The sequence below is a fragment of the Pseudomonas oryzihabitans genome (assembly GCF_001518815.1).
Taxonomy (GTDB): domain Bacteria; phylum Pseudomonadota; class Gammaproteobacteria; order Pseudomonadales; family Pseudomonadaceae; genus Chryseomonas; species Chryseomonas oryzihabitans_E.
On sequence record NZ_CP013987.1, the window covers coordinates 2,114,679 to 2,136,720 of the forward strand.

At 62.0% G+C, this 22,042-nt stretch carries 27 protein-coding genes and 1 tRNA gene; 10 read left to right on the forward strand and 18 right to left on the reverse strand.

The genetic code is table 11. The features are described 5' to 3' along the window. Positions 1-44 precede the first annotated feature (44 nt). On the forward strand, positions 45-365 hold the full coding sequence (locus tag APT59_RS09665) for a SelT/SelW/SelH family protein (RefSeq protein ID WP_059314648.1): 321 nt from the start codon (positions 45-47) through the stop codon (positions 363-365). 2 nt (positions 366-367) lie between these two features. Here the strand turns inward: APT59_RS09665 and cspD are convergent, their stop codons facing one another. Then, the gene (gene cspD / locus APT59_RS09670) at positions 368-643 is read right to left on the reverse strand and encodes a cold shock domain-containing protein CspD (RefSeq protein ID WP_059314649.1); all 276 of its coding nucleotides are present in this window, start codon (positions 641-643) and stop codon (positions 368-370) included. Between the two features lie 221 nt (positions 644-864). Here cspD and clpS point away from each other — a divergent pair, with 221 nt between their 5' ends. Then, positions 865-1,221, forward strand: a complete 357-nt coding sequence (gene clpS, locus APT59_RS09675; RefSeq protein WP_059314650.1) for an ATP-dependent Clp protease adapter ClpS — start codon at positions 865-867, stop codon at positions 1,219-1,221. 48 nt (positions 1,222-1,269) lie between these two features. Next, entirely contained in the window at positions 1,270-3,540 is a 2,271-nt protein-coding gene (gene clpA, locus APT59_RS09680; RefSeq protein ID WP_059314651.1) for an ATP-dependent Clp protease ATP-binding subunit ClpA, read from the forward strand. A 72-nt stretch (positions 3,541-3,612) separates the two neighbouring features. Here clpA and infA read toward each other — a convergent pair whose 3' ends face one another. The 3 genes from infA to aat form a co-directional block, all read right to left on the reverse strand. After that, on the reverse strand, positions 3,613-3,831 hold the full coding sequence (infA, locus tag APT59_RS09685; protein ID WP_002553999.1) for a translation initiation factor IF-1: 219 nt from the start codon (positions 3,829-3,831) through the stop codon (positions 3,613-3,615). A 95-nt stretch (positions 3,832-3,926) separates the two neighbouring features. Then, positions 3,927-4,634: an arginyltransferase gene (locus APT59_RS09690; protein ID WP_059314652.1), complete on the reverse strand. Its 708-nt coding sequence runs from the start codon at positions 4,632-4,634 to the stop codon at positions 3,927-3,929. Between the two features lie 35 nt (positions 4,635-4,669). Then, positions 4,670-5,359: a leucyl/phenylalanyl-tRNA--protein transferase gene (aat, locus tag APT59_RS09695; RefSeq protein WP_059314653.1), complete on the reverse strand. Its 690-nt coding sequence runs from the start codon at positions 5,357-5,359 to the stop codon at positions 4,670-4,672. Positions 5,360-5,615: 256 nt separating this feature from the next. Here aat and APT59_RS09700 point away from each other — a divergent pair, with 256 nt between their 5' ends. Genes APT59_RS09700 through cysG form a run of 5 tightly spaced genes read left to right on the forward strand, consistent with a single transcriptional unit; the run spans position 5,616 to position 12,798 of the window. Continuing rightward, positions 5,616-8,099: a DNA translocase FtsK gene (locus APT59_RS09700; RefSeq protein WP_059314654.1), complete on the forward strand. Its 2,484-nt coding sequence runs from the start codon at positions 5,616-5,618 to the stop codon at positions 8,097-8,099. 17 nt (positions 8,100-8,116) lie between these two features. Next, on the forward strand, positions 8,117-8,740 hold the full coding sequence (lolA, locus tag APT59_RS09705) for an outer membrane lipoprotein chaperone LolA (RefSeq protein WP_059314655.1): 624 nt from the start codon (positions 8,117-8,119) through the stop codon (positions 8,738-8,740). 10 nt (positions 8,741-8,750) lie between these two features. Next, positions 8,751-10,079, forward strand: a complete 1,329-nt coding sequence (locus tag APT59_RS09710; RefSeq protein WP_059314656.1) for a replication-associated recombination protein A — start codon at positions 8,751-8,753, stop codon at positions 10,077-10,079. Positions 10,080-10,126: 47 nt separating this feature from the next. Continuing rightward, entirely contained in the window at positions 10,127-11,404 is a 1,278-nt protein-coding gene (gene serS, locus APT59_RS09715; RefSeq protein WP_059314657.1) for a serine--tRNA ligase, read from the forward strand. After that, positions 11,404-12,798: a siroheme synthase CysG gene (gene cysG, locus APT59_RS09720; protein ID WP_059314658.1), complete on the forward strand. Its 1,395-nt coding sequence runs from the start codon at positions 11,404-11,406 to the stop codon at positions 12,796-12,798. Before serS ends, cysG begins: the two co-directional genes overlap by 1 nt. Before the next feature lie 3 nt (positions 12,799-12,801). Here cysG and APT59_RS09725 read toward each other — a convergent pair whose 3' ends face one another. The 7 genes from APT59_RS09725 to APT59_RS09755 all read right to left on the reverse strand — a co-directional run bounded on the left by APT59_RS09725 (position 12,802) and on the right by APT59_RS09755 (position 16,932). After that, a complete protein-coding gene (locus APT59_RS09725; protein ID WP_059314659.1) occupies positions 12,802-13,803 on the reverse strand; it encodes a glutathione S-transferase family protein in 1,002 nt (333 codons plus the stop codon). A 65-nt stretch (positions 13,804-13,868) separates the two neighbouring features. Beyond that, a complete protein-coding gene (locus APT59_RS09730; RefSeq protein WP_059314660.1) occupies positions 13,869-14,852 on the reverse strand; it encodes a glycosyl transferase family protein in 984 nt (327 codons plus the stop codon). Then, positions 14,849-15,163 carry a TusE/DsrC/DsvC family sulfur relay protein gene (locus tag APT59_RS09735; protein WP_059314661.1) on the reverse strand — a complete coding sequence of 105 codons (315 nt, stop codon included), beginning with the start codon at positions 15,161-15,163 and terminating at the stop codon, positions 14,849-14,851. Before APT59_RS09735 ends, APT59_RS09730 begins: the two co-directional genes overlap by 4 nt. Before the next feature lies 1 nt (position 15,164). Further along, positions 15,165-15,464, reverse strand: coding sequence for a sulfurtransferase complex subunit TusB (gene tusB, locus APT59_RS09740; protein ID WP_059314662.1), 300 nt, complete (start codon positions 15,462-15,464; stop codon positions 15,165-15,167). Beyond that, complete coding sequence (gene tusC / locus APT59_RS09745) at positions 15,461-15,817, reverse strand: sulfurtransferase complex subunit TusC (RefSeq protein WP_059314663.1); 357 nt, start codon at positions 15,815-15,817, stop codon at positions 15,461-15,463. Before tusC ends, tusB begins: the two co-directional genes overlap by 4 nt. A gap of 1 nt (position 15,818) precedes the next feature. Next, complete coding sequence (gene tusD / locus APT59_RS09750) at positions 15,819-16,214, reverse strand: sulfurtransferase complex subunit TusD (RefSeq protein ID WP_059314664.1); 396 nt, start codon at positions 16,212-16,214, stop codon at positions 15,819-15,821. A 49-nt stretch (positions 16,215-16,263) separates the two neighbouring features. Next, on the reverse strand, positions 16,264-16,932 hold the full coding sequence (locus tag APT59_RS09755) for a Bax inhibitor-1/YccA family protein (protein ID WP_059314665.1): 669 nt from the start codon (positions 16,930-16,932) through the stop codon (positions 16,264-16,266). A gap of 127 nt (positions 16,933-17,059) precedes the next feature. On the opposite strand from APT59_RS09755, the gene APT59_RS09760 reads away from it, so the two are divergent. Continuing rightward, positions 17,060-17,147: transfer RNA gene (locus APT59_RS09760), tRNA-Ser, on the forward strand. 120 nt (positions 17,148-17,267) lie between these two features. Here APT59_RS09760 and APT59_RS09765 read toward each other — a convergent pair. From APT59_RS09765 to APT59_RS22550, 7 genes are all read right to left on the reverse strand, one after another. Further along, positions 17,268-18,317, reverse strand: coding sequence for a tyrosine-type recombinase/integrase (locus APT59_RS09765; RefSeq protein ID WP_059314666.1), 1,050 nt, complete (start codon positions 18,315-18,317; stop codon positions 17,268-17,270). Between the two features lies 1 nt (position 18,318). Continuing rightward, positions 18,319-18,561 carry a DUF4224 domain-containing protein gene (locus APT59_RS09770; protein WP_059314667.1) on the reverse strand — a complete coding sequence of 81 codons (243 nt, stop codon included), beginning with the start codon at positions 18,559-18,561 and terminating at the stop codon, positions 18,319-18,321. A 114-nt stretch (positions 18,562-18,675) separates the two neighbouring features. After that, positions 18,676-19,068, reverse strand: a complete 393-nt coding sequence (locus APT59_RS09775; RefSeq protein ID WP_059314668.1) for a phage protein NinX family protein — start codon at positions 19,066-19,068, stop codon at positions 18,676-18,678. Then, positions 19,065-19,400: a hypothetical protein gene (locus APT59_RS09780; protein WP_059314669.1), complete on the reverse strand. Its 336-nt coding sequence runs from the start codon at positions 19,398-19,400 to the stop codon at positions 19,065-19,067. The genes APT59_RS09775 and APT59_RS09780 overlap by 4 nt, the downstream gene beginning before the upstream one ends. Further along, entirely contained in the window at positions 19,397-19,900 is a 504-nt protein-coding gene (locus tag APT59_RS09785; RefSeq protein ID WP_059314670.1) for a hypothetical protein, read from the reverse strand. Before APT59_RS09785 ends, APT59_RS09780 begins: the two co-directional genes overlap by 4 nt. A 56-nt stretch (positions 19,901-19,956) precedes the next feature. Next, complete coding sequence (locus APT59_RS09790; protein ID WP_059314671.1) at positions 19,957-20,232, reverse strand: hypothetical protein; 276 nt, start codon at positions 20,230-20,232, stop codon at positions 19,957-19,959. An 8-nt stretch (positions 20,233-20,240) separates the two neighbouring features. Further along, complete coding sequence (locus tag APT59_RS22550; protein ID WP_167348563.1) at positions 20,241-20,381, reverse strand: hypothetical protein; 141 nt, start codon at positions 20,379-20,381, stop codon at positions 20,241-20,243. Between the two features lie 241 nt (positions 20,382-20,622). On the opposite strand from APT59_RS22550, the gene APT59_RS22400 reads away from it, so the two are divergent. Further along, the gene (locus tag APT59_RS22400; RefSeq protein WP_156428940.1) at positions 20,623-21,633 is read left to right on the forward strand and encodes a hypothetical protein; all 1,011 of its coding nucleotides are present in this window, start codon (positions 20,623-20,625) and stop codon (positions 21,631-21,633) included. Positions 21,634-22,042 lie beyond the last annotated feature (409 nt).

Consider the following 22,042-nt stretch of genomic DNA (forward strand, 5'->3'; position numbering starts at 1 on the left):
GAGGGCTGCGTATTATAAGGAGCCCAGGCCTTGCGAGGTGTACCGTGGCTGATGCCAAACCTTTCATCACCATTCACTACTGCACCCAGTGCCAATGGCTACTGCGCTCGGGCTGGCTGGCTCAGGAGCTGCTCAGTACATTTGGGACCGACCTGGGTGGAGTGACGCTGCTACCGGGTACCGGTGGGGTGTTCGAGATCGCCTGTGGCGGAGAGGTGCTCTGGGAGCGAAAGAAGGACGGCGGTTTTCCCGATGCTAGAACGCTGAAGAACCGGGTCAGGGACCTGCTGTTTCCGGAGCGCGATCTGGGGCATGGCGAAGGCAGGCGAAGCGGGTCGGGAGATGGCGCCCCCGAAGGGGCGTGAGATCAGGCTTCCGTACTGACCGTATCCCGTACATCGTGGGTGTTGGTGGCAGGCGCGGCAGCGGTCGCGCTCACTTCAGCCGCACGGATCTCCACGGCATGCAGACCCTTGGGGCCCTGAACGATATTGAAATTGACCGCCTGGCCCGCTTTGAGTGTGCGGTAACCGTCCATCTGAATGGCCGAGTAATGAGCGAATAGGTCTTCATCACTGTTTTCTGCAACGATGAAGCCATATCCTTTGGCGTTATTGAACCATTTGACCTTGCCACTGAGCATACCGGCTCCCTCTGCAAAGGACTCCAAGCCTGGAGTATCATTCGACTACAGTTCCAGTGAATCCACACAGGCGCCACTACTACGGAACCCTTGGTACCTCGTCGGGTACAGGATGTTTGTAACACCCTTTCAGCCTTAGTCAAGGCAAGGCAACGGGTGGCTGAGACGTGGATCAAGCTCTTTTTTCCTGCTATTCATCCCGAAATTCGGAATCGATCAGAATGCGTGCAATCGACCCCATCCGACTGGCGGCGGACGACAACGAACATCAGGACGGCGACAACGGTGGCCTGGCAGTGCAGGAGGCAAAACCTGCGCTAAAACGGCCAGCCAGATATCGTGTTCTGATGTATAACGATGACTACACCCCCATGGAGTTCGTCGTAGAGGTGCTGGAGAGCTATTTCAGCATGAACCGCGAAGCCGCTACCCAGGTGATGCTTACCGTGCATACCCAGGGAAAGGCAGTCTGCGGAACATTTACTCGCGATGTCGCTGAAACCAAGGCCATGCAAGTCAATCAATATGCGAGGGAGTGCAACCACCCGCTATTGTGTGAAATCGAAATCGAAAGTTAGATTTGTGCTGCTTGGGCTACTGTGCTGCTTGGGCTATGAGGTGAAGCTATGTTGAATCGTGAGCTCGAAGTCACCCTGAATCTCGCCTTCAAGGAGGCGAGGACGAAGCGTCATGAATTCATGACCGTTGAGCACCTCCTGCTGGCGCTGCTGGACAATGAAGCGGCCGCCACCGTGTTGAGAGCCTGCGGCGCCAACATCGATCGCCTGCGCCGCGATCTGTTGGAATTCATAGATTCCACCACACCACTCATTCCTCAGCAGGATGATGAGCGCGAGACGCAGCCGACGCTGGGCTTCCAGCGTGTCCTGCAGCGCGCGGTCTTCCACGTGCAGAGTTCGGGTAAGCGCGAAGTAACCGGCGCCAATGTGCTGGTCGCCATTTTCAGCGAGCAGGAAAGCCAGGCGGTCTTCCTACTCAAGCAACAGAGCGTGGCCCGGATCGATGTCGTCAATTTCATCGCCCACGGCATCTCCAAGGTGCCTGGTGCCGCGCCCGAAGCCGAGCAGGATCAAGACGCCGCCGAGGAAGAGGGCGCCGAGCCCAGTTCCTCCAACAATCCGCTCGAAGCCTATGCCAGCAATCTCAACGAGCAGGCCCGTCAGGGTCGCATCGATCCGCTGGTCGGGCGTGAGCACGAAGTGGAGCGCGTCGCCCAGATCCTGGCCCGGCGCCGCAAGAACAACCCGCTGCTGGTGGGGGAGGCAGGCGTTGGCAAGACGGCTATCGCCGAGGGCCTGGCCAAGCGCATCGTCGATGGTCAGGTGCCTGATCTGCTGGCTGATAGCGTGGTCTATTCCCTGGATCTTGGCGCATTGCTGGCTGGTACCAAGTACCGCGGCGATTTCGAGAAGAGATTCAAGGCGCTGCTGGCCGAATTGAAGAAGCGGCCTCATGCCGTGCTCTTCATCGATGAGATCCATACCATCATTGGTGCCGGCGCTGCTTCAGGCGGGGTGATGGATGCCTCCAATCTGCTCAAGCCGCTGCTGTCCTCCGGTGAGATCCGCTGCATAGGCTCGACTACCTTCCAGGAATTCCGCGGCATCTTCGAGAAGGATCGGGCGCTGGCCCGACGTTTCCAGAAGGTCGACGTGGTCGAGCCCTCGGTGGATGACACCTATGGCATCCTGCGGGGCCTCAAAGGGCGCTTCGAGCAGCACCACCACATCGAGTACACCGATGAAGCGCTGCGTGCCGCGGCGGAGCTCGCCGCCCGCTACATCAACGACAGGCACATGCCCGACAAGGCCATCGACGTCATCGACGAGGCGGGTGCCTACCAGCGTCTGCAGCCCGAAGAGCGTCGCGCCGCGCGCATCGATGTTCAGCAGGTTGAAGACATCGTCGCCAAGATCGCGCGGATTCCGCCCAAGACCGTCAATAGCTCCGACAAGGAACTGCTGCGCAACCTGGAGCGGGACCTCAAGCTGACCGTCTTCGGTCAGGATCTGGCCATCGAATCCCTGTCCACGGCTATCAAGCTCTCCCGTGCGGGTCTGAAATCGCCGGACAAGCCCGTTGGTTCCTTCCTCTTCGCCGGTCCCACCGGCGTGGGCAAGACCGAGGCGGCGCGGCAACTGGCCAAGGCCATGGGTGTGGAGCTGGTGCGCTTCGACATGTCCGAGTACATGGAGCGCCACACGGTGTCCCGTCTGATCGGCGCGCCTCCCGGCTACGTCGGCTTCGACCAGGGTGGGTTGCTGACCGAGGCGATCACCAAGACACCACACTGCGTGCTGCTGCTCGACGAAATCGAAAAGGCGCATCCCGAGGTATTCAACCTGCTGTTGCAGGTCATGGACCATGGCACTCTGACGGATAACAATGGCCGCAAAGCCGACTTCCGCAACGTGATCCTGATCCTGACCACCAACGCTGGTGCCGAAACCGCCTCGCGTGCCTCCATCGGCTTCACCCTGCAGGACCACACGTCCGATGCCATGGAAGTCATCAAGAAGAGCTTCACGCCGGAATTCCGCAACCGCCTGGACACCATCATCCAGTTCGGTCGCCTGAGCACCGAAGTCATCAAGAGCATCGTCGACAAGTTCCTCACCGAACTCCAGGCGCAACTCGAAGACAAGCGTGTCCAGCTGGAAGTCAGCGATGCGGCCCGTGGCTGGCTGGCGGAGCGTGGCTATGACGTGCAGATGGGCGCTCGTCCCATGGCGCGACTCATCCAGGACAAGATCAAGCGGCCGCTGGCCGAGCAGATCCTGTTCGGGGACCTGGCGGACCATGGCGGTATCGTCCACATCGATGCGGTGAACGACGAACTGGAGTTCGAGTTCGAAACCACGGCCGAACCTGCCTGAGGGCAGGTCGCGGTTTTATTAGCGCCCATGAAAAAGCCCGGCATTGCCGGGCTTTTTCATGAAAGGATCCGCTTAACGCGCGCGGTAGGTGATCCGGCCCTTGCTCAGATCGTAAGGCGTCAGCTCCACGCGAACCTTGTCGCCCGTCAGGATGCGGATGTAGTTCTTACGCATCTTTCCGGAGATGTGCGCGGTGACGACGTGCCCATTTTCCAACTCCACGCGAAACATGGTGTTGGGCAGGGTGTCGACGACAGTACCTTCCATTTCGAAGCTGTCTTCTTTCGACATATATAGAAAAGCCCTCGGTGACAAGAATAGGCCCAGAGCAGTCCGGGCGAAAAAGGCCCATATTCTGACAGAAATTCAGAAAAAGCGCTATTTCGTCAGGCCAGGGCTACCCAGCGTTGATTGACGAAGAGCTCTATGGGGCGATACTCGGTCTTATAGGACATCTTGCGACACCCTTTGATCCAATAGCCGAGATAAACCGCATCCAAGCCCAGTCGGCGGGATTCGGCGATCTGCCACAGGATACCGAAGACACCCAGGCTGCGCTTCTCTTCGTTGGGGTCGTAGAAGGTATAGACCGCCGACATGCCATTGGGCAGCACGTCGGTAACGGCGACACCGACCAGGCGATCCTCTACGCGCATCTCGTAGAAGAAGGCGTAAGGCAGGTGGCTGACCAGGAAGGTGGAGAACTGCCCCCGGCTTGGTGGGAACATATCGCCATCGGCATGGCGCTCGCTGATGTAGCGGGCGTACAGCTGATAGCGTTCTTCGGTGAAGCCCGGGTCGCAGCGGGTGACCTTGATGTCGAGGTTACGCTTGAGGACGCGGTTCTGTTTGCGGCTGGGGCGGAAGCGGATCACGGGAATGCGGGCGGGAACGCAGGCTTTGCACAGCTGGCAGTGAGGGCGGTAAAGGTGATCGCCACTGCGCCGAAAACCCAGCTCGGACAGTTCCGCGTAGATCTGGCCGTTCATGGGCTGCGAGGGGTCGAGAAACAACGTGGTCGCCTGCTCGTTGGGCAGGTAACTGCAAGCGTGAGGCTGGGTTGCGTAGAACTTGAGTCTCGCCAGCTCGGTCATGTCGAACCTCTACATAAGCCTAGCCTGAGTGTAAGTCACCCGCATGAGGTAGGCCAGGCGGCCATACTGGCCTGATCCAGGTATTTGGCCAGGTAATCGGCAAAGCGTTCCCGAGGAAGGCTGCTGGCGCCAAGGCTCTGCAGATGTGCCGTCTGCATCTGGCAGTCGATCATCACGAAGCCCCAGGCTGCCAGGTCGCGCACCAGGGTCACGAAGCCGATCTTGGAGGCATTGTCCGCGTGGCTGAACATGGATTCGCCAAAGAACAGCTTGCCCATGGCGATGCCATAGAGTCCGCCCACCAGCTGGTCGCCGTCCCAGACCTCTACCGAGTGGGCCCAGCCTTGGGCGTGGAGCTCGCCATAGGCCTGCTGCATCTCGGTGGTGATCCAGGTGCCGTCGGCGTCGCGCCGTGGTCCGGCACAGGCCTGGATGACCTGGGTGAAGGCCTTGTCGTAGGTCACGCTGAGCCGGGTCTTGCGCAAGGTCTTCGCCAGGCTGCGAGAGACGTGCAGGTCGGGAGGAAAGAGTACCGTGCGCGGATCGGGCGACCACCAGAGCAAGGGCTGGCCATCCTGGTACCAGGGGAAACAGCCGTGGCGGTAGGCACTGACCAGGCGCGCTGCGCTCAGGTCGCCGCCGATGGCCAGCAGGCCATTGGGTTCGCGTAATGCCTGTTGCAGGGGCGGAAAGTCAGGGCTTTCGCGAGTCAGCCATTTTACCATGGTAGGGGAGGGCGCCTTCTGATGCAGGAAGCTGCAGGTGGGAGCCTAGTGCGTAACCAGCTCAAGAAATCGTCATAACTCTTTGTCAGGACAACGAAAGAATGCTCCAATGTTGTGCCTGAAGGCGGTTCCGGTACTGCCGTCCGCTATCGTGCCATGTTTCGCCTCGGGACTGTAGAACCAGGGCCCGGGCGATCTAGAATGGCGCACTGTTTTTGATTCACGGTCACACGTTCCGTGTGCGGGAAAAGCGCGCTTGAAGCAATCCAGTTCTGTCAGCCACGTCAACCAATGGCGTGAGCATCTGCATTATCGTCTCAAGGAGGTGGTGCTCATCGCACTGGCCGCCTTGTGCCTGTATCTGCTCATGGCTCTGCTGAGCTATGACCCCTCTGATCCGGGTTGGACCCATACCAGTCGCATCGATCAGGTCCACAACGCCGCCGGCCGCGCCGGTGCCTGGCTGGCAGATGTCCTGTTCATGGCGCTTGGCTATTTCGCCTTCGTGTTTCCCGTGTTGCTCGCGGTCAAGACCTGGCAGATCTTCCGCAAGCGGCATCTGCCCTGGGAATGGAGTGGCTGGCTGTTCTCCTGGCGACTGACCGGCCTGGTGCTGCTGATCATCTCGGGGTCGGTACTGGCCTACATCCATTTCCATGCGGTATCGGCACTGCCGGCTTCCGCAGGAGGTGCCCTGGGTGAAAGCCTCGGGCAGCTATCGGTCGCTGCGCTCAATGTGCAGGGCAGTACACTGCTGTTCCTGGCGCTGTTCCTGCTGGGATTGACGGTATTCACCGACCTGTCCTGGTTCAAGGTGATGGATTTCACCGGCAAGGTCGTGCTTGATCTCCTGGATCTGGTGCAGGGCGGTTTCAGTCGTCTCGCGGGTGGCCGTCGCCAGGCGCCGGAGCTGGACGTCTTCGACGAACCGGTATCAGCGCCGGTCGCGCGCAAGGCCAAGGCCCGCGAGGTGCCGATTCCGGTCGCCGACGAAGACCTGGACGATCTGCTCGACATCGCACCACCGCCCCGGATGGAGCGTGCTGCACCGCGCATCGAGATGCCGGCGTCCAGTCGCGTCGTTGCCGAACCGGTTGAGCCTGCACCCAAGGCCGCCGCCCCGGTCGCTGCGGCTGCCACCGTCACCACGCCGACGCCACCGCCGCGCAAGGCCACTCCCGCAGCGGCGCCGGTCCCTCATTCGACGCCGGCTGCCGCAACCTGGGTCGATGCGGGCCTGGAAGGCACGCTGCCGCCGCTGTCGATCCTGGATCGTGCCGAGAAGAAACAGCAGAGCTATTCGCCGGAGTTCCTCGAGAACATGTCGCGCCTGCTGGAGGTCAAGCTCAAGGAGTTTGGCGTCGAGGTGCTTGTGGAGAGCGTGCATCCCGGTCCGGTGATCACCCGTTTCGAGATCCAGCCGGCCGCAGGCGTCAAGGTCAGTCGTATCTCCAACCTGGCCAAGGACCTGGCGCGCTCGCTCGCGGTGTTCAGTGTGCGAGTGGTGGAAGTCATCCCTGGCAAGACCACCGTGGGTATCGAGATTCCCAACGAAGACCGTCAGATGGTGCGTTTCTCCGAGGTGCTCGAATCGCCCGAGTACGCGGCGTTCAAGTCGCCCGTTACCCTTGCCCTGGGCCACGACATCGGTGGCAAGCCCGTCATTACCGACCTGGCCAAGATGCCGCACCTGTTGGTGGCCGGTACCACGGGTTCTGGTAAATCCGTGGGCGTGAACGCCATGCTGCTGTCGATCCTGTTCAAGTCGAGCCCGGAAGACGCGCGGCTGATCATGATCGACCCCAAGATGCTGGAACTGTCGATCTACGAGGGCATTCCGCACCTGCTCTGCCCGGTGGTCACCGACATGAAGGAGGCCGCCAATGCCCTGCGCTGGAGCGTGGCGGAGATGGAGCGCCGCTACAAGCTGATGGCGGCCATGGGCGTGCGTAACCTCGCCGGCTTCAACCGCAAGGTGAAGGACGCCGAAGAAGCGGGCACGCCGCTCACCGATCCGCTCTATCGTCGCGAGAGCATGGACGACGAGGCACCGCTGCTGAAGACGCTGCCGACCATCGTGGTGGTGGTCGACGAATTCGCCGACATGATGATGATCGTCGGCAAGAAGGTCGAAGAGCTGATCGCGCGGATCGCGCAGAAGGCGCGCGCCGCCGGTATCCACCTGATCCTGGCCACCCAGCGACCGTCGGTGGATGTCATCACCGGTCTCATCAAGGCCAACATTCCCACCCGGATGGCCTTCCAGGTATCGAGCAAGATCGACTCCCGGACCATTCTCGACCAGGGCGGCGCCGAGCAGCTGCTCGGTCACGGGGACATGCTCTATCTGCCGCCGGGAACCGGTCTGCCGATCCGCGTCCATGGCGCCTTCGTCTCCGACGACGAGGTCCATCGGGTCGTCGAGGCCTGGAAGCAGCGGGGTGCGCCCGACTATATCGAGGACATCCTCAGCGGCCCGGATGAGGGCGCTGGTGCGGGTGGCGAGGGCGGTAGCGGCGAAGGCGGCGATAGCGACGAGGATGATCCGCTCTATGACGAGGCCGTGCGCTTCGTGACCGAGAGCCGGCGTGCCTCCATCTCCGCGGTCCAGCGTAAGCTCAAGATCGGTTACAACCGAGCGGCACGGATGATCGAAACCATGGAAATGGCCGGTGTCGTATCGCCCATGAACACCAACGGCTCGCGCGAAGTCACAGCGCCTGCTCCGGTGAGAGACTGATATCCATGAGGACTTCGATGCACAAGCTGCGTTGCTTTGCCCTGGCAGCCCTGGCTGCCGTAAGCGTTTCCGCCCATGCCGACCAGGCGTCGGTGGGTCGCCTGTCGCAACTGCTGGACAAGGCCCAGACCCTGACCGCACGTTTCTCGCAGCTGACCCTGGACGGCTCCGGGACCCGGCTGCAGGAAACGGCGGGCAACATGAGCCTCAAGCGCCCGGGGCTGTTCCGCTGGCACTCCGATGCGCCCCAGGAGCAGTTGCTGGTCTCCGATGGCAAGCAGGTCTGGCTGTACGATCCGGACTTGGAGCAGGTCACCATTCGCAAGCTGGACCTGCGCCTGACCCAGACGCCGGCGCTGCTGCTGTCGGGTGACATCTCCAAGATCGAAAGTAGCTTCGACGTCAGCAGCAAGGACGCGGGCAACGTCGTCGACTTCGTGCTCAAGCCCAAGACCAAGGACACCCTGTTCGACAGCCTGCGGTTGTCCTTCCGCAACGGGGTGATCAACGACATGCAGTTGATCGACGGCGCTGGTCAGAGAACCAACATCCTCTTCTTCAACGTCAAGCTCAACGAACCGGTGGCCGCATCCCAGTTCACCTTCCAGGTGCCCAAGGGAGCCGACGTCATCCAGGAGTGATCGCATCCCTATGGATCTCTTCAGCACCGCACCCGTCGGGCAGCCCTTGGCTGCCCGCATGCGTCCCGAGACCCTCGATGAATACGCGGGTCAGCAACACCTCCTGGCCCGGGGCAAGCCCCTGCGCGAGGCGCTGGAGCAGGGCGCGCTGCATTCGATGATCTTCTGGGGGCCGCCCGGGGTGGGCAAGACCACCCTGGCGCGGTTGTTGGCCCAGGTCTCCGATGCCCACTTCGAAACGCTGTCGGCGGTGCTTTCCGGGGTCAAGGAAATCCGCCATGCGGTGGAAGTGGCCAAGCAGCAGGCCGCACAGTACCGCCGGCGTACCATCCTCTTCGTCGACGAGGTACACCGGTTCAACAAGTCGCAGCAGGATGCCTTCCTGCCCTATGTCGAGGACGGCACCCTGATCTTTATCGGGGCGACCACCGAGAATCCCTCCTTCGAGCTGAACAATGCGCTGCTGTCGCGGGCCCGGGTCTATGTGCTCAAGAGTCTGGATGACGAGGCCCTCGGTGGTCTGGCCCATCGCGCCCTGACCAGTGCCAAGGGGCTGGGCGAGCGCCATCTGAGCCTGCCCGACGATGCCCTGGCGCTGCTGCTGGCCGCCGCCGACGGCGATGGCCGGCGCCTGCTCAATCTGTTGGAGAATGCTGCCGACCTGGCCGAGGATGGCGGCGCCCTGGACGCCGACCTGTTCCAGAGCCTGCTCGGTGACCAGCGTCGCCGCTTCGACAAGGGCGGTGAGGCCTTCTACGACCAGATCTCCGCGCTGCACAAGTCGGTGCGCGGATCCAACCCCGATGGCGCGCTCTACTGGTTCGCCCGGATGATCGACGGCGGTTGCGATGCGTTGTACATCGCCCGGCGCGTAGTGCGCATGGCCAGCGAGGACATCGGCAACGCCGATCCGCGCGCCCTGAGCCTGTGTCTGGATGCCTGGGACGTCCAGGAGCGCCTGGGCAGTCCCGAAGGCGAACTGGCCATCGCTCAGGCGATCGTCTATCTGGCCTGCGCGCCCAAGAGCAATGCCGTCTACCTGGGCTACAAGGCCGCCCTGGCCGATGTTCGCCAGAACGGCTCGCGCGAGGTGCCGCTGCACCTGCGCAACGCGCCCACCAAGCTGATGAAGAACCTTGGCTACGGCGGCGAATACCGCTACGCCCATGATGAGCCGGAAGCCTATGCCGCGGGGGAGGACTACTTTCCCGAGGAACTGGAGCCGCGTCGCTACTATGAGCCGGTTCCCCGTGGGCTGGAGCTGAAGATCCGCGATAAACTGCAGCACCTGGCGGACCTCGACCAGTCCAGCCCGCGCCAGCGCCGGCGGCGTTCCTGACGCTTCGCCCACACTGCTGCCCCCATTCCTAAGTAAGAGACACGGACATGCTTGATTCGAAACTGGTTCGCACCCAAACCGAGGAGGTAGCCGCACGTCTGGCGACCCGTGGCTACGTCCTGGACGTCAGCCTGGTGGAGTCGCTGGAAGCCCGTCGCAAGGCCGTGCAGACCCGCACCGAGACCTTGCAGGCCGAGCGTAACGCCCGCTCCAAGGGGATCGGCCAGGCCAAGGCGCGCGGTGAAGACATCGCGCCGTTGCTGGCCGAGGTCGATCGCATGGGCAGCGAACTGGAAGAGGCTAAGCGCGAGCTGGACAGTGTCCAGGGTGAACTGGATGCTCTGTTGCTGGGCCTGCCCAATCTGCCCGACGCCTCGGTGCCGGTTGGCAAGGACGAGGACGAGAACGTCGAAGTGCGCCGTTGGGGTACGCCGCGCGATTTCGATTTTGAGATCAAGGACCACGTCGCCCTGGGTGAAACCCACGGCTGGCTGGATTTCGAGACCGCTGCACGCTTCTCTGGCGCCCGCTTCGCCGTCATGCGCGGTCCCATCGCGCGTCTGCACCGCGCCCTGGCGCAGTTCATGCTGAACCTGCACACCGGCGAGCATGGCTACGAAGAGACCTACACCCCTTACCTGGTGCAGGCCGAGACGCTGCAGGGCACCGGTCAGCTGCCCAAGTTCGAGGAAGACCTGTTCAAGATCGGCCGGGAAGGCGAGAGCGACCTCTACCTGATCCCTACCGCCGAGGTCACCCTGACCAACCTGGTCGCTGGCCAGATCCTCGACGCCAAGCGCCTGCCGCTGAAGTTCACCGCCCACACGCCGTGCTTCCGCAGCGAAGCCGGTGCCTCGGGTCGCGATACCCGCGGCATGATCCGCCAGCACCAGTTCGACAAGGTGGAGATGGTCCACATCGTTGAGCCGAGCACCTCCTTCCAGGCCCTGGAAGAACTGACCGGCCACGCCGAGACCGTGCTGCAGCGCCTGGAGCTGCCCTACCGTGTACTGTCGCTGTGCACCGGCGACATGGGCTTCGGCGCCACCAAGACCTACGACCTGGAAGTCTGGGTGCCGAGCCAGGGCAAGTACCGTGAGATTTCGTCCTGCTCCAACTGCGGCGACTTCCAGGCCCGCCGCATGCAGGCTCGCTACCGCAACGCCGAGGGCAAGCCCGAACTGGTGCACACCCTCAATGGTTCCGGCCTGGCCGTGGGTCGCACCCTGGTCGCCGTGCTGGAGAACTACCAGCAGGCCGATGGCAGCATCCGCGTACCCGAGGTGCTCAAGCCCTACATGGGCGGCCTCGAGGTCATCGGCTGATGGATTACCTGCCGCTCTTCCACAAGCTCGATGGCCGTCCGGTACTGGTGGTCGGCGGGGGCGATATCGCCCTGCGCAAGAGCGTGCTGCTGGCCGAAGCCGGTGCCCGCATCACCCTGGTGGCGCCGGAGATCGAGCCGGAGGTACGCGCCTTCGTCGAGGCGCGGGGCGGCAGTTGTCGGGTCGAGCGCTATGCGGCGGACCAGCTCGCCGGGCACTGCCTGGTGATCGCGGCCACCGATGATGACGGCGTCAACGAGGCGGTATCCCATGACGCCCAGGCCCTCGGTCTGCCGGTCAACGTGGTGGATGCGCCGCGGCTGTGCACCGTGATCTTCCCGGCCATCGTCGATCGCTCGCCGCTGGTGATCGCCATTTCCAGTGGTGGGGATGCCCCGGTGCTGGCCCGCCTGGTGCGGGCCAAGCTGGAGAGCTGGATTCCTGCCACCTATGGTCAACTGGCGCAACTGGCCCAGCGCTTCCGTGCCCGGGTCAAGACGCGCTTCGCCGATCTGCAGGCGCGGCGGATCTTCTGGGAAGAGGTATTCCAGGGCGAGGTCGCGGAAAAAGTCTTTTCCGGCCAGCCTCAGGCCGCCGAGCAACTGCTGGAAGCCAAGCTCACCAGCGAGACCGCCACCTTTCGGGGTGAGGTCTATCTGGTCGGCGCCGGTCCTGGCGATCCGGATCTGCTGACCTTCCGCGCGCTGCGACTGATGCAGCAGGCCGACGTGGTGCTCTACGATCGCCTGGTGGCGCCTACCATCCTCGACATGTGCCGTCGCGACGCCGATCGCATCTATGTTGGCAAGCGGCGCGCCGAGCACGCCGTACCCCAGGATGATCTCAACCGGCTGCTGGTCAAGCTGGCCCAGGAGGGCAAGCGGGTCTTGCGGCTAAAAGGTGGGGATCCCTTCATCTTCGGTCGGGGTGGCGAGGAGATCGAGGAGCTGGCCGCGGAAGGCATTCCCTTCCAGGTGGTGCCGGGTATCACTGCTGCCAGCGGCTGCGCCGCCTATGCCGGCATTCCTCTGACGCACAGGGACCATGCCCAATCGGTGCGTTTCGTCACTGGCCATCTCAAGGATGGTTCGGCCGATCTGCCCTGGACCGACCTGGTCGCTCCTGGGCAGACCCTGGTGTTCTACATGGGGCTAGTCGGGCTACCGACCATCTGCCAGCAGCTCATCGCCCATGGCAAGAACCCGTCGACGCCGGCGGCCTTGGTCCAGCAGGGCACCACGAGCAATCAGCGCGTGTTTACCGGCACCTTGCAAGACCTGCCGCAACTGGTCGCCGAGCATGAGGTTCATGCGCCGACCCTGGTGATCGTCGGTGAAGTGGTGGCGCTACGGGAGAAGCTGGCCTGGTTCGAAGGCGCCCAGGCCACGGCTTGAGGTTCAGGCCGATCCCTGGATGCCTGCCCCAGTCAGGACCTCCCGGCCATGGGGCAGGTCCAGCTCCAGGGCCGGCCCCTTGGGGACGATGCCGGTCGGATTGATCTGGGCATGGCTGCCGTAGTAGTGATGCTTGATGTGCTGGAAGTCCACGGTCTCGGCGATACCTGGCCATTGGTAAAGCTCCCTGAGCCAGCCCTGTAGCGCCGGGTAGTCACGGATTCGTCGCAGGTTGCATTTGAAGTGGCCGTGGTAGACGGCGTCGAAGCGGATCAGGGTGGTGAACAGGCGCCAGTCGGCTTCGGTCAGCCATTCCCCAGTGAGATAGCGCTGCTGCTGCAACAGTCGCTCGAGATCGTCGAGGGTGGCGAAGACCTCGTCGAAGGCTTCTTCGTAAGCCTCCTGGGTGGTAGCGAATCCGGCACGATAGACGCCGTTGTTGACCGTCGGATAGATGCGCTCGTTGAGGGTGTCGATCTGTCCGCGCAGGGCTTCCGGATAGAGGTCCAGGCGATTTCCCGTCAGGTCATCGAAAGCGCCATTGAACATGCGGATGATCTCGGCGGATTCGTTGCTGACGATGCGTTCCTGTTGGCGGTCCCAGAGTACCGGGACGGTGACCCGCCCGGTGTAGTCGGCCTGGTCGCGCTGATAGAGCTGGTACAGGCGGTCGAGCTGATAGAGATCGTCGCCACTGGAGCCGTGCGCGGGATCGAAGGTCCAGCCTTCCTCACGCATCAGCCAGCTGACCACTGAAACTCCGATCAGGTCTTCGAGACCCTTGAGCTTGCGATAGATCAGGGTGCGATGGGCCCAGGGGCAGGCCAGGGAGACATAGAGATGATAGCGGCCGGCCTCAGGCGCGTAGCGCGAGGCCTCTTCCGGAATGGCCTGCTCCGGACGGGCTATCCAATCACGGCGCTGGGCCTCTTCCCGCTTGAAATGGCCGTCCTCGCCGTTGTCGTACCAACGGTCCTGCCACTGCCCATCGACCAACAAGCCCATATCGTCATCCTCCGCTACGTTGCGGTTAGGAACCCAGGTGACCACCCTGGGTTCCGACGGCGACGTCAGAGCGTGCGATCACGCGCCTCCCAGCGGCGTTCGGCTTCGATCTGGGCACTCGCCTGATCCTGGCCAAGGGCGCGCAGGGCCACGGCTAGCGTCGCGATGACCGCCAGACGGCCATAGGGGTCTTCCACCTCGCCACGCCAGGTGGCGGCCAGCAGCGCCGGATCGAGGCGCTCCGGTTTGACCTGGCGGCGCTCGGTCAGCGCCGGCCAGCTTTCGTCCCAGGCTTCGCCGCCACGGGTGCCATAGAGATGAGCGATGACATCGGGATTGCGCTCGACCTCGCCCCCTTCGCCCTTGATGACGATGCTGTCGTCACGCAGCAGGCGACTGGCCTCGCGATGTACCTCCTGGTACCCCGGGTGGAAGATGCTCTGCAGGATGCAGCGCGCGTCACTGGGATTGAGCAGCCGGACCAGCGAGTGGATCGGGGAGCGCAAGCCAAGTTCGGCCTTGAGGTCGATCATCCGCTGCAGCGCCGGCATCCAGGCCGCCAGCGGCAGGAAGGCGGGCTGGCCGCGGTCGAGCAGGGCGCCGACGTCCTGCCAATCCTTGGCCGTCTGCAGACCCAGGTCTCCCAGGCATTGCTCGGTGTAGAGCCGGCCCCCCGTGTGGGTGCCGCCGCCATGCATGACGATCCGCACGCCGCTGCCGGCCAGGCACTTCACCGCAAGCAGGTACCAGGGCAGGTGCCGCTTCTTGCCGGCGTAGGACGGCCAGTCGAGGTCGACGGGGAAGCCGGGAGACTGCAGGCGCGCCCGAACGGCGCGGGTAAAGCCTGCCAGCTCTTCAGGGCTTTCTTCCTTGTGGCGCAGCAGCATGAGGAAGGCGCCGAGCTGGGCATCGGTCACCTGGCCGTCGAGGATCAGGCCCATGGCCATTTCGGCTTCGGCTTCAGTCAGGCTGCGGGCACCGCGCTTGCCCTTGCCCAGGGCGCGGACGTAGACGGCGAAGGGATGTTCTTCGGGCGTGGTGAAGGTCATAGGCAATTGTCCGGTTTCGGCAGGCCGGCGAGCTTGGCGCCGAGCTTGGCCGGCGCTCCCTTGAACAGCAGGTTGAGCTGCAGGCTGGTACCCAGTTCGGGGCCCAGTGTCTGGGCGATGTACTTGATCAGCGGCCGATTGGCTGGTGATAGCTGGAATTGCGCATAAAAGTCACGGAGCGCCTGCAGCACCTGCCAGTGGCGTTCGGTCAATTCGATGCCTTCCTGGAGTGCGAGTTGCCGGGCTACCTCGGGACTCCATTGGGAGAGATCGCGCAGATAGCCTTCGGGGTCGAGGTCGAGAGAGTGCATGCTAGGTCCAGCTGATGACCTTGGCGTGGCTCACGCTCAGGTCAACGAAAGTGGGGTAATCGATCAGGGTCACGCCACGCTCCGGATGTAGGCGGCGGGCCTGGACGTCTTCCGCGAGCGCGTAGAGGCCTGCTTCCGCAGGCAGCCGTGCCAACGCCTGGCTGGCGGTGCTACCCGGGCGCAGTGCCTCCACGGCGCCACCGGTGAGCAGGATGGCGTCCCCGCCACGGACCCAGGTCAAGCCGTCCAGGGCATCGGACTCTGTCAGCGGCGAGCGGGAAAACAGGTGCAGAGTCGTCAAATGGAAATCACCTGGTCATGGTCGTGGATCAACGTGGCCAACGCCTCGGGTTCGAGTGGGGTCACCCAGGCGGGCAATTGCTCGGGCGTGATGCCCAGACGCTGCAGGGCCGTGGCTTCCGCATAGATGGCGTCGACGCCGAACAGCGGCAGTGCGGAGAGATTGGCGCTCAGATCCTTCTGTTCGAGGGCAGTGCTGTCGGCTGCCAGCAGTTGGGTCACCCCAGGGCCTGCGAACAGCATCGCCAGGGGCAGCTCGAAGGCGCCACCTGCCAGCACGATATCCAGTGCCTCGCGAGGAGCCAGACCGCCCAGCGCCGGCTGACGAGAGATGACGAGGGTACTCTTGGCCATGCTAGTCGCCTCCAAAGCAGAGCAGGCGATCGGCGTCCTGTACCGCTTCATGCAACTGCCCCAGGCCGGACAACTGCCAGGGCGCATGCACGTTCACTGCGCCACCCCGTTCATAGCGCCGCGCTTCGTTCTCGTCCAGCAGCCCGCGCTTGAGGGCAGCGGCGATGCAGACCACGGCGTCGATCTGGTGGCGTTCGATCAACTCGCGCCAGCGCACGGGCAGGTCCAACTCGTCCTGTCCGCTGACCGAGGCGTGTGAGGCGTTATGGACGCCGTCGCGGTAGAGGAAGAGTCGCGACAGTTCGTGGCCCCCGGCCAACAGCGCTTCGCAGAAGCGCAGGGCCCGCCGCGCCGAAGGCGCCTGAGGGGGAGAAAGGACAACGATGGCAAATTTCATGGATGTAAAAAGGCCCGCCGAAGCGGGCCTCTTGGGCTACCGCTGATGATCAATCGTTGTTGCTGGCGAATCCGAAGATCTGCAGCAAGCTGAGGAACATATTGTAGATCGAGACGTACAGGGTGATGGTAGCCATGATGTAGTTGTCTTCACCACCGTGCACGATGGCACTGGTCTGGAACAGGATGGCCGCGGCGGCGAACAGCACGAAGCCCGCGCTGATGGCCAGTTGCAGGCCGCTGATCTGGACGAAGAAGGACAGCATCACGGCGCCCAGCAGGATCCAGAAGCCCGCCATCAGGAAGCCACTCAGGAAGCTCATGTCCTTGCGGCTGATCAGGGCGTAGGCCGACAGCCCAAAGAAGGCCAGGGCGGTCATGCCGGCCGCGGAGGCGATCACGCTGCCACCGTTGGGCAAGCCCAGGTACATGTTCAGGATCGGGCCCAGGGTGTAGCCCATGAAGCCGGTCAGGGCGAAGGTGCTGACCAGACCCCAGCCGCTGTCACGCGTCTTCATGGTCAGGAAGAACAGGCCGTAGAAGCCGATCAAGACCACGAAGATGTTGGGGTAGGGCAACCGCATCTGCTGCGAGACGAAGGCGACCAGGCCGCTGAACGCCAGAGTCATGGCCAGCAGGGCGTAGGTGTTGCGCAATACACGGCTGACGTCCCGAGATTGCGCGAGGGCAGGGTTGTAGGCGTATTGACGCTCGTTCATGGTGTACTCCAAAGCTAAATAGACGGTGTGATGTACCGTACGACCCCGAAGATAGCAAATGTTGCTTAAGGATCGCTTGCGAGTGTTTGACAGTGTGTTGCCATCAGGTACTATGCGCCCCTCTTACGGAAGTGTGGCCGAGTGGTTTAAGGCAGCGGTCTTGAAAACCGCCGACTCGCAAGGGTCCCAGAGTTCGAATCTCTGCGCTTCCGCCATCTTCGAAGCCCCGTTCTTACGGGGCTTCTTGCTGTCTGAGGGGTCGGATTTCAAGGGCCGTCGGGCAGGTATAAAGGGAGGAGTTCCGAAACTATTTCGGAACAGTTCCGAAACTCCGCCTATTTTGTGGGGCTGGCGATCGCGCCAAGGCGACGATAGACCCGTTCTGTGATGTCCTCTTCGGTATGGCCTAGAAGCTTGCTGGCTTCCTTCGGGTCGAGGATTTCCGAGGCCGCTTTCGGCCGGATGTCACGGAACTGGAATTGGCCGATCCGAAGCGCCAGTTGCGCATCGCCCGCTTCCATCGCGGCGATCTTCGCCAAGTCCCTAGCCGCATCCCAGCGGATCCGCAGCATGGATGTCGTGAGCCGACGCCCTCGGCCGGTGACGATCAGGAACGGGCTGACCCGGACAGGGTAGCGGGCATCGAACATTCGCAGCAGCGCCCCAAGGCTGTTGTCCGTTCCATTGGCCTGCAGCAGGATGCGCAACCGCTTGCTGGTCTTGCCCTGCTGCACGGTCAGGAACTCACCTTCGATATCATCCCAGCGCATGGACAGCACATCGGCCGGGCGCTGGCCGGTGAGGTAGGCCAGGTCCATGGCGTCCTTCAGCTCTGGCGTTGCCTTCTGGTAGACGGCTGCCCATACCGTGTCGTTGGCGTAGTAGTCCCTGGGCGCCTCTCGGTTCTTCCTGACGCCTTGGCAAGGATTCTCCCGGACTGTCAGTCCCCACTCCCTTGCCATGTTGAACACGTGCGACAGCGTGGCGATCTCTCGGTTGGCTCGTACCTTCGCTGTCCTGGCGTCACGGTACTGGGCGATCGTCGCCGGGGTGATGGAGTCGATAGGTGCTTCGTCGAAGACAGGCCGCAGTTGCCGCAGCTCGGCGAGGTTGTCCCGCTGGGTGCGTGGCGCCTTCTTGGGGATGACGTCCCGGACATACCGATCAAAGATGGAGCGCATCACCCGTAGGTCCTGTGGCTTCTCCTTCGCTTCCAGCTCCGCCCACCGCATCCGGGCGATGTCCAAGTCACCTCCCAGCGGGATCTCCTTTCCGGCAGCATCGCGATAGTAGTAGGCCACCCAGACCTTGCCGTTCTTCCTGGCCCGCTTTCGCCGGTAGACGCCCGGCGGCAGGTCGCGATTCTCCTTGCTTCTAGGGCGCATCTCATTTCACTCGGGAGAGGTCCGGGGTCCAGGTCTGGGCCGGTAGTGGAGGAGGCTGATAGGCTCCAGGTACTGGAAGAATGCCAAGCTTCTGCCGGGCATAAAGGCGACCCACCAGTGGCCTCTTGCCGCGGCTTTCGACGTAGTGCCAGCGGTGATCATCGAGCCATCGGCGTTGCCAACCTCTGGCCTTGTAGCCGGTAATCTCGGCCAGCTCTTCATCGGAAAGGATTTCGCTTTCCATGGGCAATACCTCTTCGCGCCGGCCGGCGGCCAGCGGTGCGGGATGATAGGGAATGGCGGGTCTATCGCTAGTGGATTAGCTCATCAGGTGAGCCGATTGCGGGTGCTATTCGGCTCATGGCACCAACTCTGCCGGCACGCTGATGCTGTCGCCTGTCATGGTTCCCACCAGAGCCCGGCAAGCTGCCATCAGCGCGGTATCGCCGAACCAGTAGCGGCTGCCGCCGAATGAGCCTGTATCGATGTGAGCTGACCACTGCCCACCCATGCAGCCGGGCCCGCTCAGGCTGATGCGCTGAGCCTGGATCAACAGTCCGCCCTCCGACCATTCCGTGGACGGGCAATAGTCGTTCGTCCAGCAGCCCTCCCTGTGCGCCACCTCGTAGATGCAGCTGACCCGGCCAGAGCCGGTAACCTTCAGCTCTTCCGCCTGGGTAGCCTTTGCCACGGCCCAGTTCAGCGCCGCGCCATGCAGCTCGGCCGTTTTCACCTTGATGAATTCGCTCATGGCTGCTCCTTGGTCATCGCCTGACGCTGGGCCCGCTGCTCGTCGAGCTGGGTCACTCGATCAATGGCGGCCCGCAGGTCCATCCCTCGGTGTTCGCAGGCATTGACGCCCGGCACGCCGGTCATGATGTAGCCGCGGTCGAGGCGGTCCTTGTCCTTTCGCAGCTGCGCACTCTCCGCCGTGAGCTGGTCGATCTCATCCAGCAGGGCCAGGACGGCGGCAGGGTTTGCCAGTTCGGTGAAGCGCTCCACCGTTGCCGGCCAGCAGTTTTCGCCCTCGGCTATCAGGCGCTCGGTGGCTTCGCGCAGTTGCTGCTGTACGAGGATGGTCATGGCTGGGCTCCTGCAGGATCGACCTTGCGGTAGCCGGCGTCGAAGATGGCTGCAGGTCCGCCGTCAGCGTAGAGGGCTTCAATCTCGGCCAGAGTCCGATCTATCGCCCGCTCCTCATCAGTACGAATAGGCCGGAAGCAAGCGCCACGGTTGTCGCTAGTGCCTATGTGATCTTCGTACTGGAACACAGCGTGGTCATCGCCGCAGATTTTGGCGTGAGCAAGGACCTTTACCTCTACCCACTCGGTGTCCTCGCCATGGCTCAGCATCTCGCAAACGATGCCAACCGGCGGTAGGCCATCGCCTGGCCACGAATCTACAGGCGCAGCCAGATACAAATCGGGTCTTGGATCTTCGACCTCCACCCAGTTTTCTTCGTCAGGGTTCCATCCATACCAATCCCCATCGTCTTTCATGCGCCAGGGCTGCTCGTCATTGAGCGGGCTGAAATGCGTTGCACCTTCCGGTGCGCTGGTCCAATCGATATGTTCCGTAGACATGAAAGTCCTCATCCCGCGCTGGGCGCAGGTTCAATGGGGTAGGGGTTAGGAGGGGCTCAGGCGGGCTTGCGTCTCGCGGCCCAGGACCGGGCGCGGCTGACTGTTTCGTAGTGGGTCCCCAGCGCCTTCGCTGCGGCGGCACAAGTCGCGCCCGGATTGGCCTGCAAGTACGCCAGGATTGCGTCGCGCATCGGTGCCTGCCGCGGTGGGCGCATCCCGATCTCCAGCCGAAGCATCTTCGGGTAGCTCAACGCACAGCCCAGTGCGCCTGCTATCTCCTGGTCACTGCGGCCGGCCAGCAGCATTTCGATGATCTGCGGTTTCAGGCTCATGGAGCACCTCAGCTGGCGTGCTTGGCGATGTTCATCTGCTGGCGGAGCTTCGAGCACTTCCGGTGATTGGCGGCGCCCTGGCCCTTGGTCCTGGGCTTGCCGCAGATGTCACAGATGCTCGATAGCCTCCGCATGTCGAAGGTCTTCATGAAAACGCGCGTGGCTAGGCGTCCTCGCGGGGTGGTGGGGGAGTGCAGCGGAGGCACGCGCAGGTGCCGACGCGCTGGCCGCTGGTACGGCAGTAGATCGGGGCGTTCATAGGCTGTTGCTCAGGGTAGGCACGCCAGCATAGGCATTCGGGAAGTTAGAGGGTTGAAAATGGGCCTCAACCTTTTGCTCGCTTCGCCGATATCTACTTGCACATTTGTAGGCAGTTGCAGGAAGCAGGTGATGAGCAATCTAATTATTGAAAGCGGTGACAATGCAAACAAAGTTGTAGTTGATAATTCTGGGCAGACGTCTCTGTCTATGCAGCAATTTCAACATGTGTACGCAATGTTTACTGGAAAAAGTGAGGAAATAGTAAGGACTTCAAATAAGCCTATAAGACTTGAGTTGGACGACCTCTATCAGCTCGACACCATGTTCCGCCAATTGTTAGAGCAGTATAAAGTAGCTGGTCTTTCTGCTGTTTATAATATTTATCATGAAGGTGGTGAGAAAGGGGTATATAGCTCTTACGAACAGTTTGCGCGTAGCGTAGGGGCGAACAGTTCGGCGACTGAAAGTATCTATTTTAAATATCACGTTGCTATAGTGCTTCCGCAAACCCAGCAGCCTCAGAATTATATAATTTCTATACGCTGTTCAAATAGCTTGGTCCTTCGGCGCAAAATGAGGAACGAGCTTCCTGCTGGAGTTCCGGCACAGTTGCTAAACCTGTTTTCAACGAAGACTGTTGAAATTAAAGTGGAATATATTGATTTTGCCGTCGCACGATCAGTAATGTCTGCGTTGGATGCTTGGTTGACCGGTTTGGCTGTAGGAGAGAAAAGCGCAGCTCTCAAAGCTCTTCGCGAGAGATCGTCTCTCATTCCTGTGCTATTTCGCTACTTAGGTCTAGCCTTCATGGCTTGGGGTTTATTTGGTGTGATACCGAAAGTGCTGGACGATAATGGCAATCTCGAAATATTAGCTAAGTTCTCTATATCTGCGGCGTTGCTGGTTTTTGTCGGCTGGAAGATTCTTAGCTCTCTTGGCGGGATGGTCGAAAATTTTGTCGATAGCACTACGGAAATATCGCATACCAATATTACACGTGGCGATAAAAACGACTTGGCGGCGGCATCAAAAGAAAATGAGGGCTACATAAAAAAAGCTATCATTGGAGGCGCTGTTTCTGGGGTTGCCAGTTTTTGCTCTAAATATTTGGTCGCGCTAACCGTGTTTGTAGGGGGTTGAAACTAATGGCTGCCATTGGACCGGTTGGCTAACTCGGTCCGTTTCTTAGGGCTAGAGTTATTGTGCGAGTATGGGGGTGATTAAGAGACCTCCGCGCGCAGCGAGTTAGTCGCGGTAAACCAAGCTGGCGCTTTCTGGTCAGCCTTACGATAGTAGTGGACCCAGGCGCCGTTGGCGCGGCGCTCGGCGCGATAGGGCCAGCACTCGAAGCCCAGCATGCGGGCACGCGAAATCACTGCCGCCGGGCTACGCCCGATGATAGGTAGGGTGATCATGATGATGGTCCCGGGATGGCGCCGAGCGGCGCGGGGAATGGATGCCGGCTTCAGGGTTGAACCGTGGCCGGCGGTGATGCAGTGCCAGTGCCTGTTGTGTGCTAACTGGCGCGACTCCGTCTTCCTGCATCGGA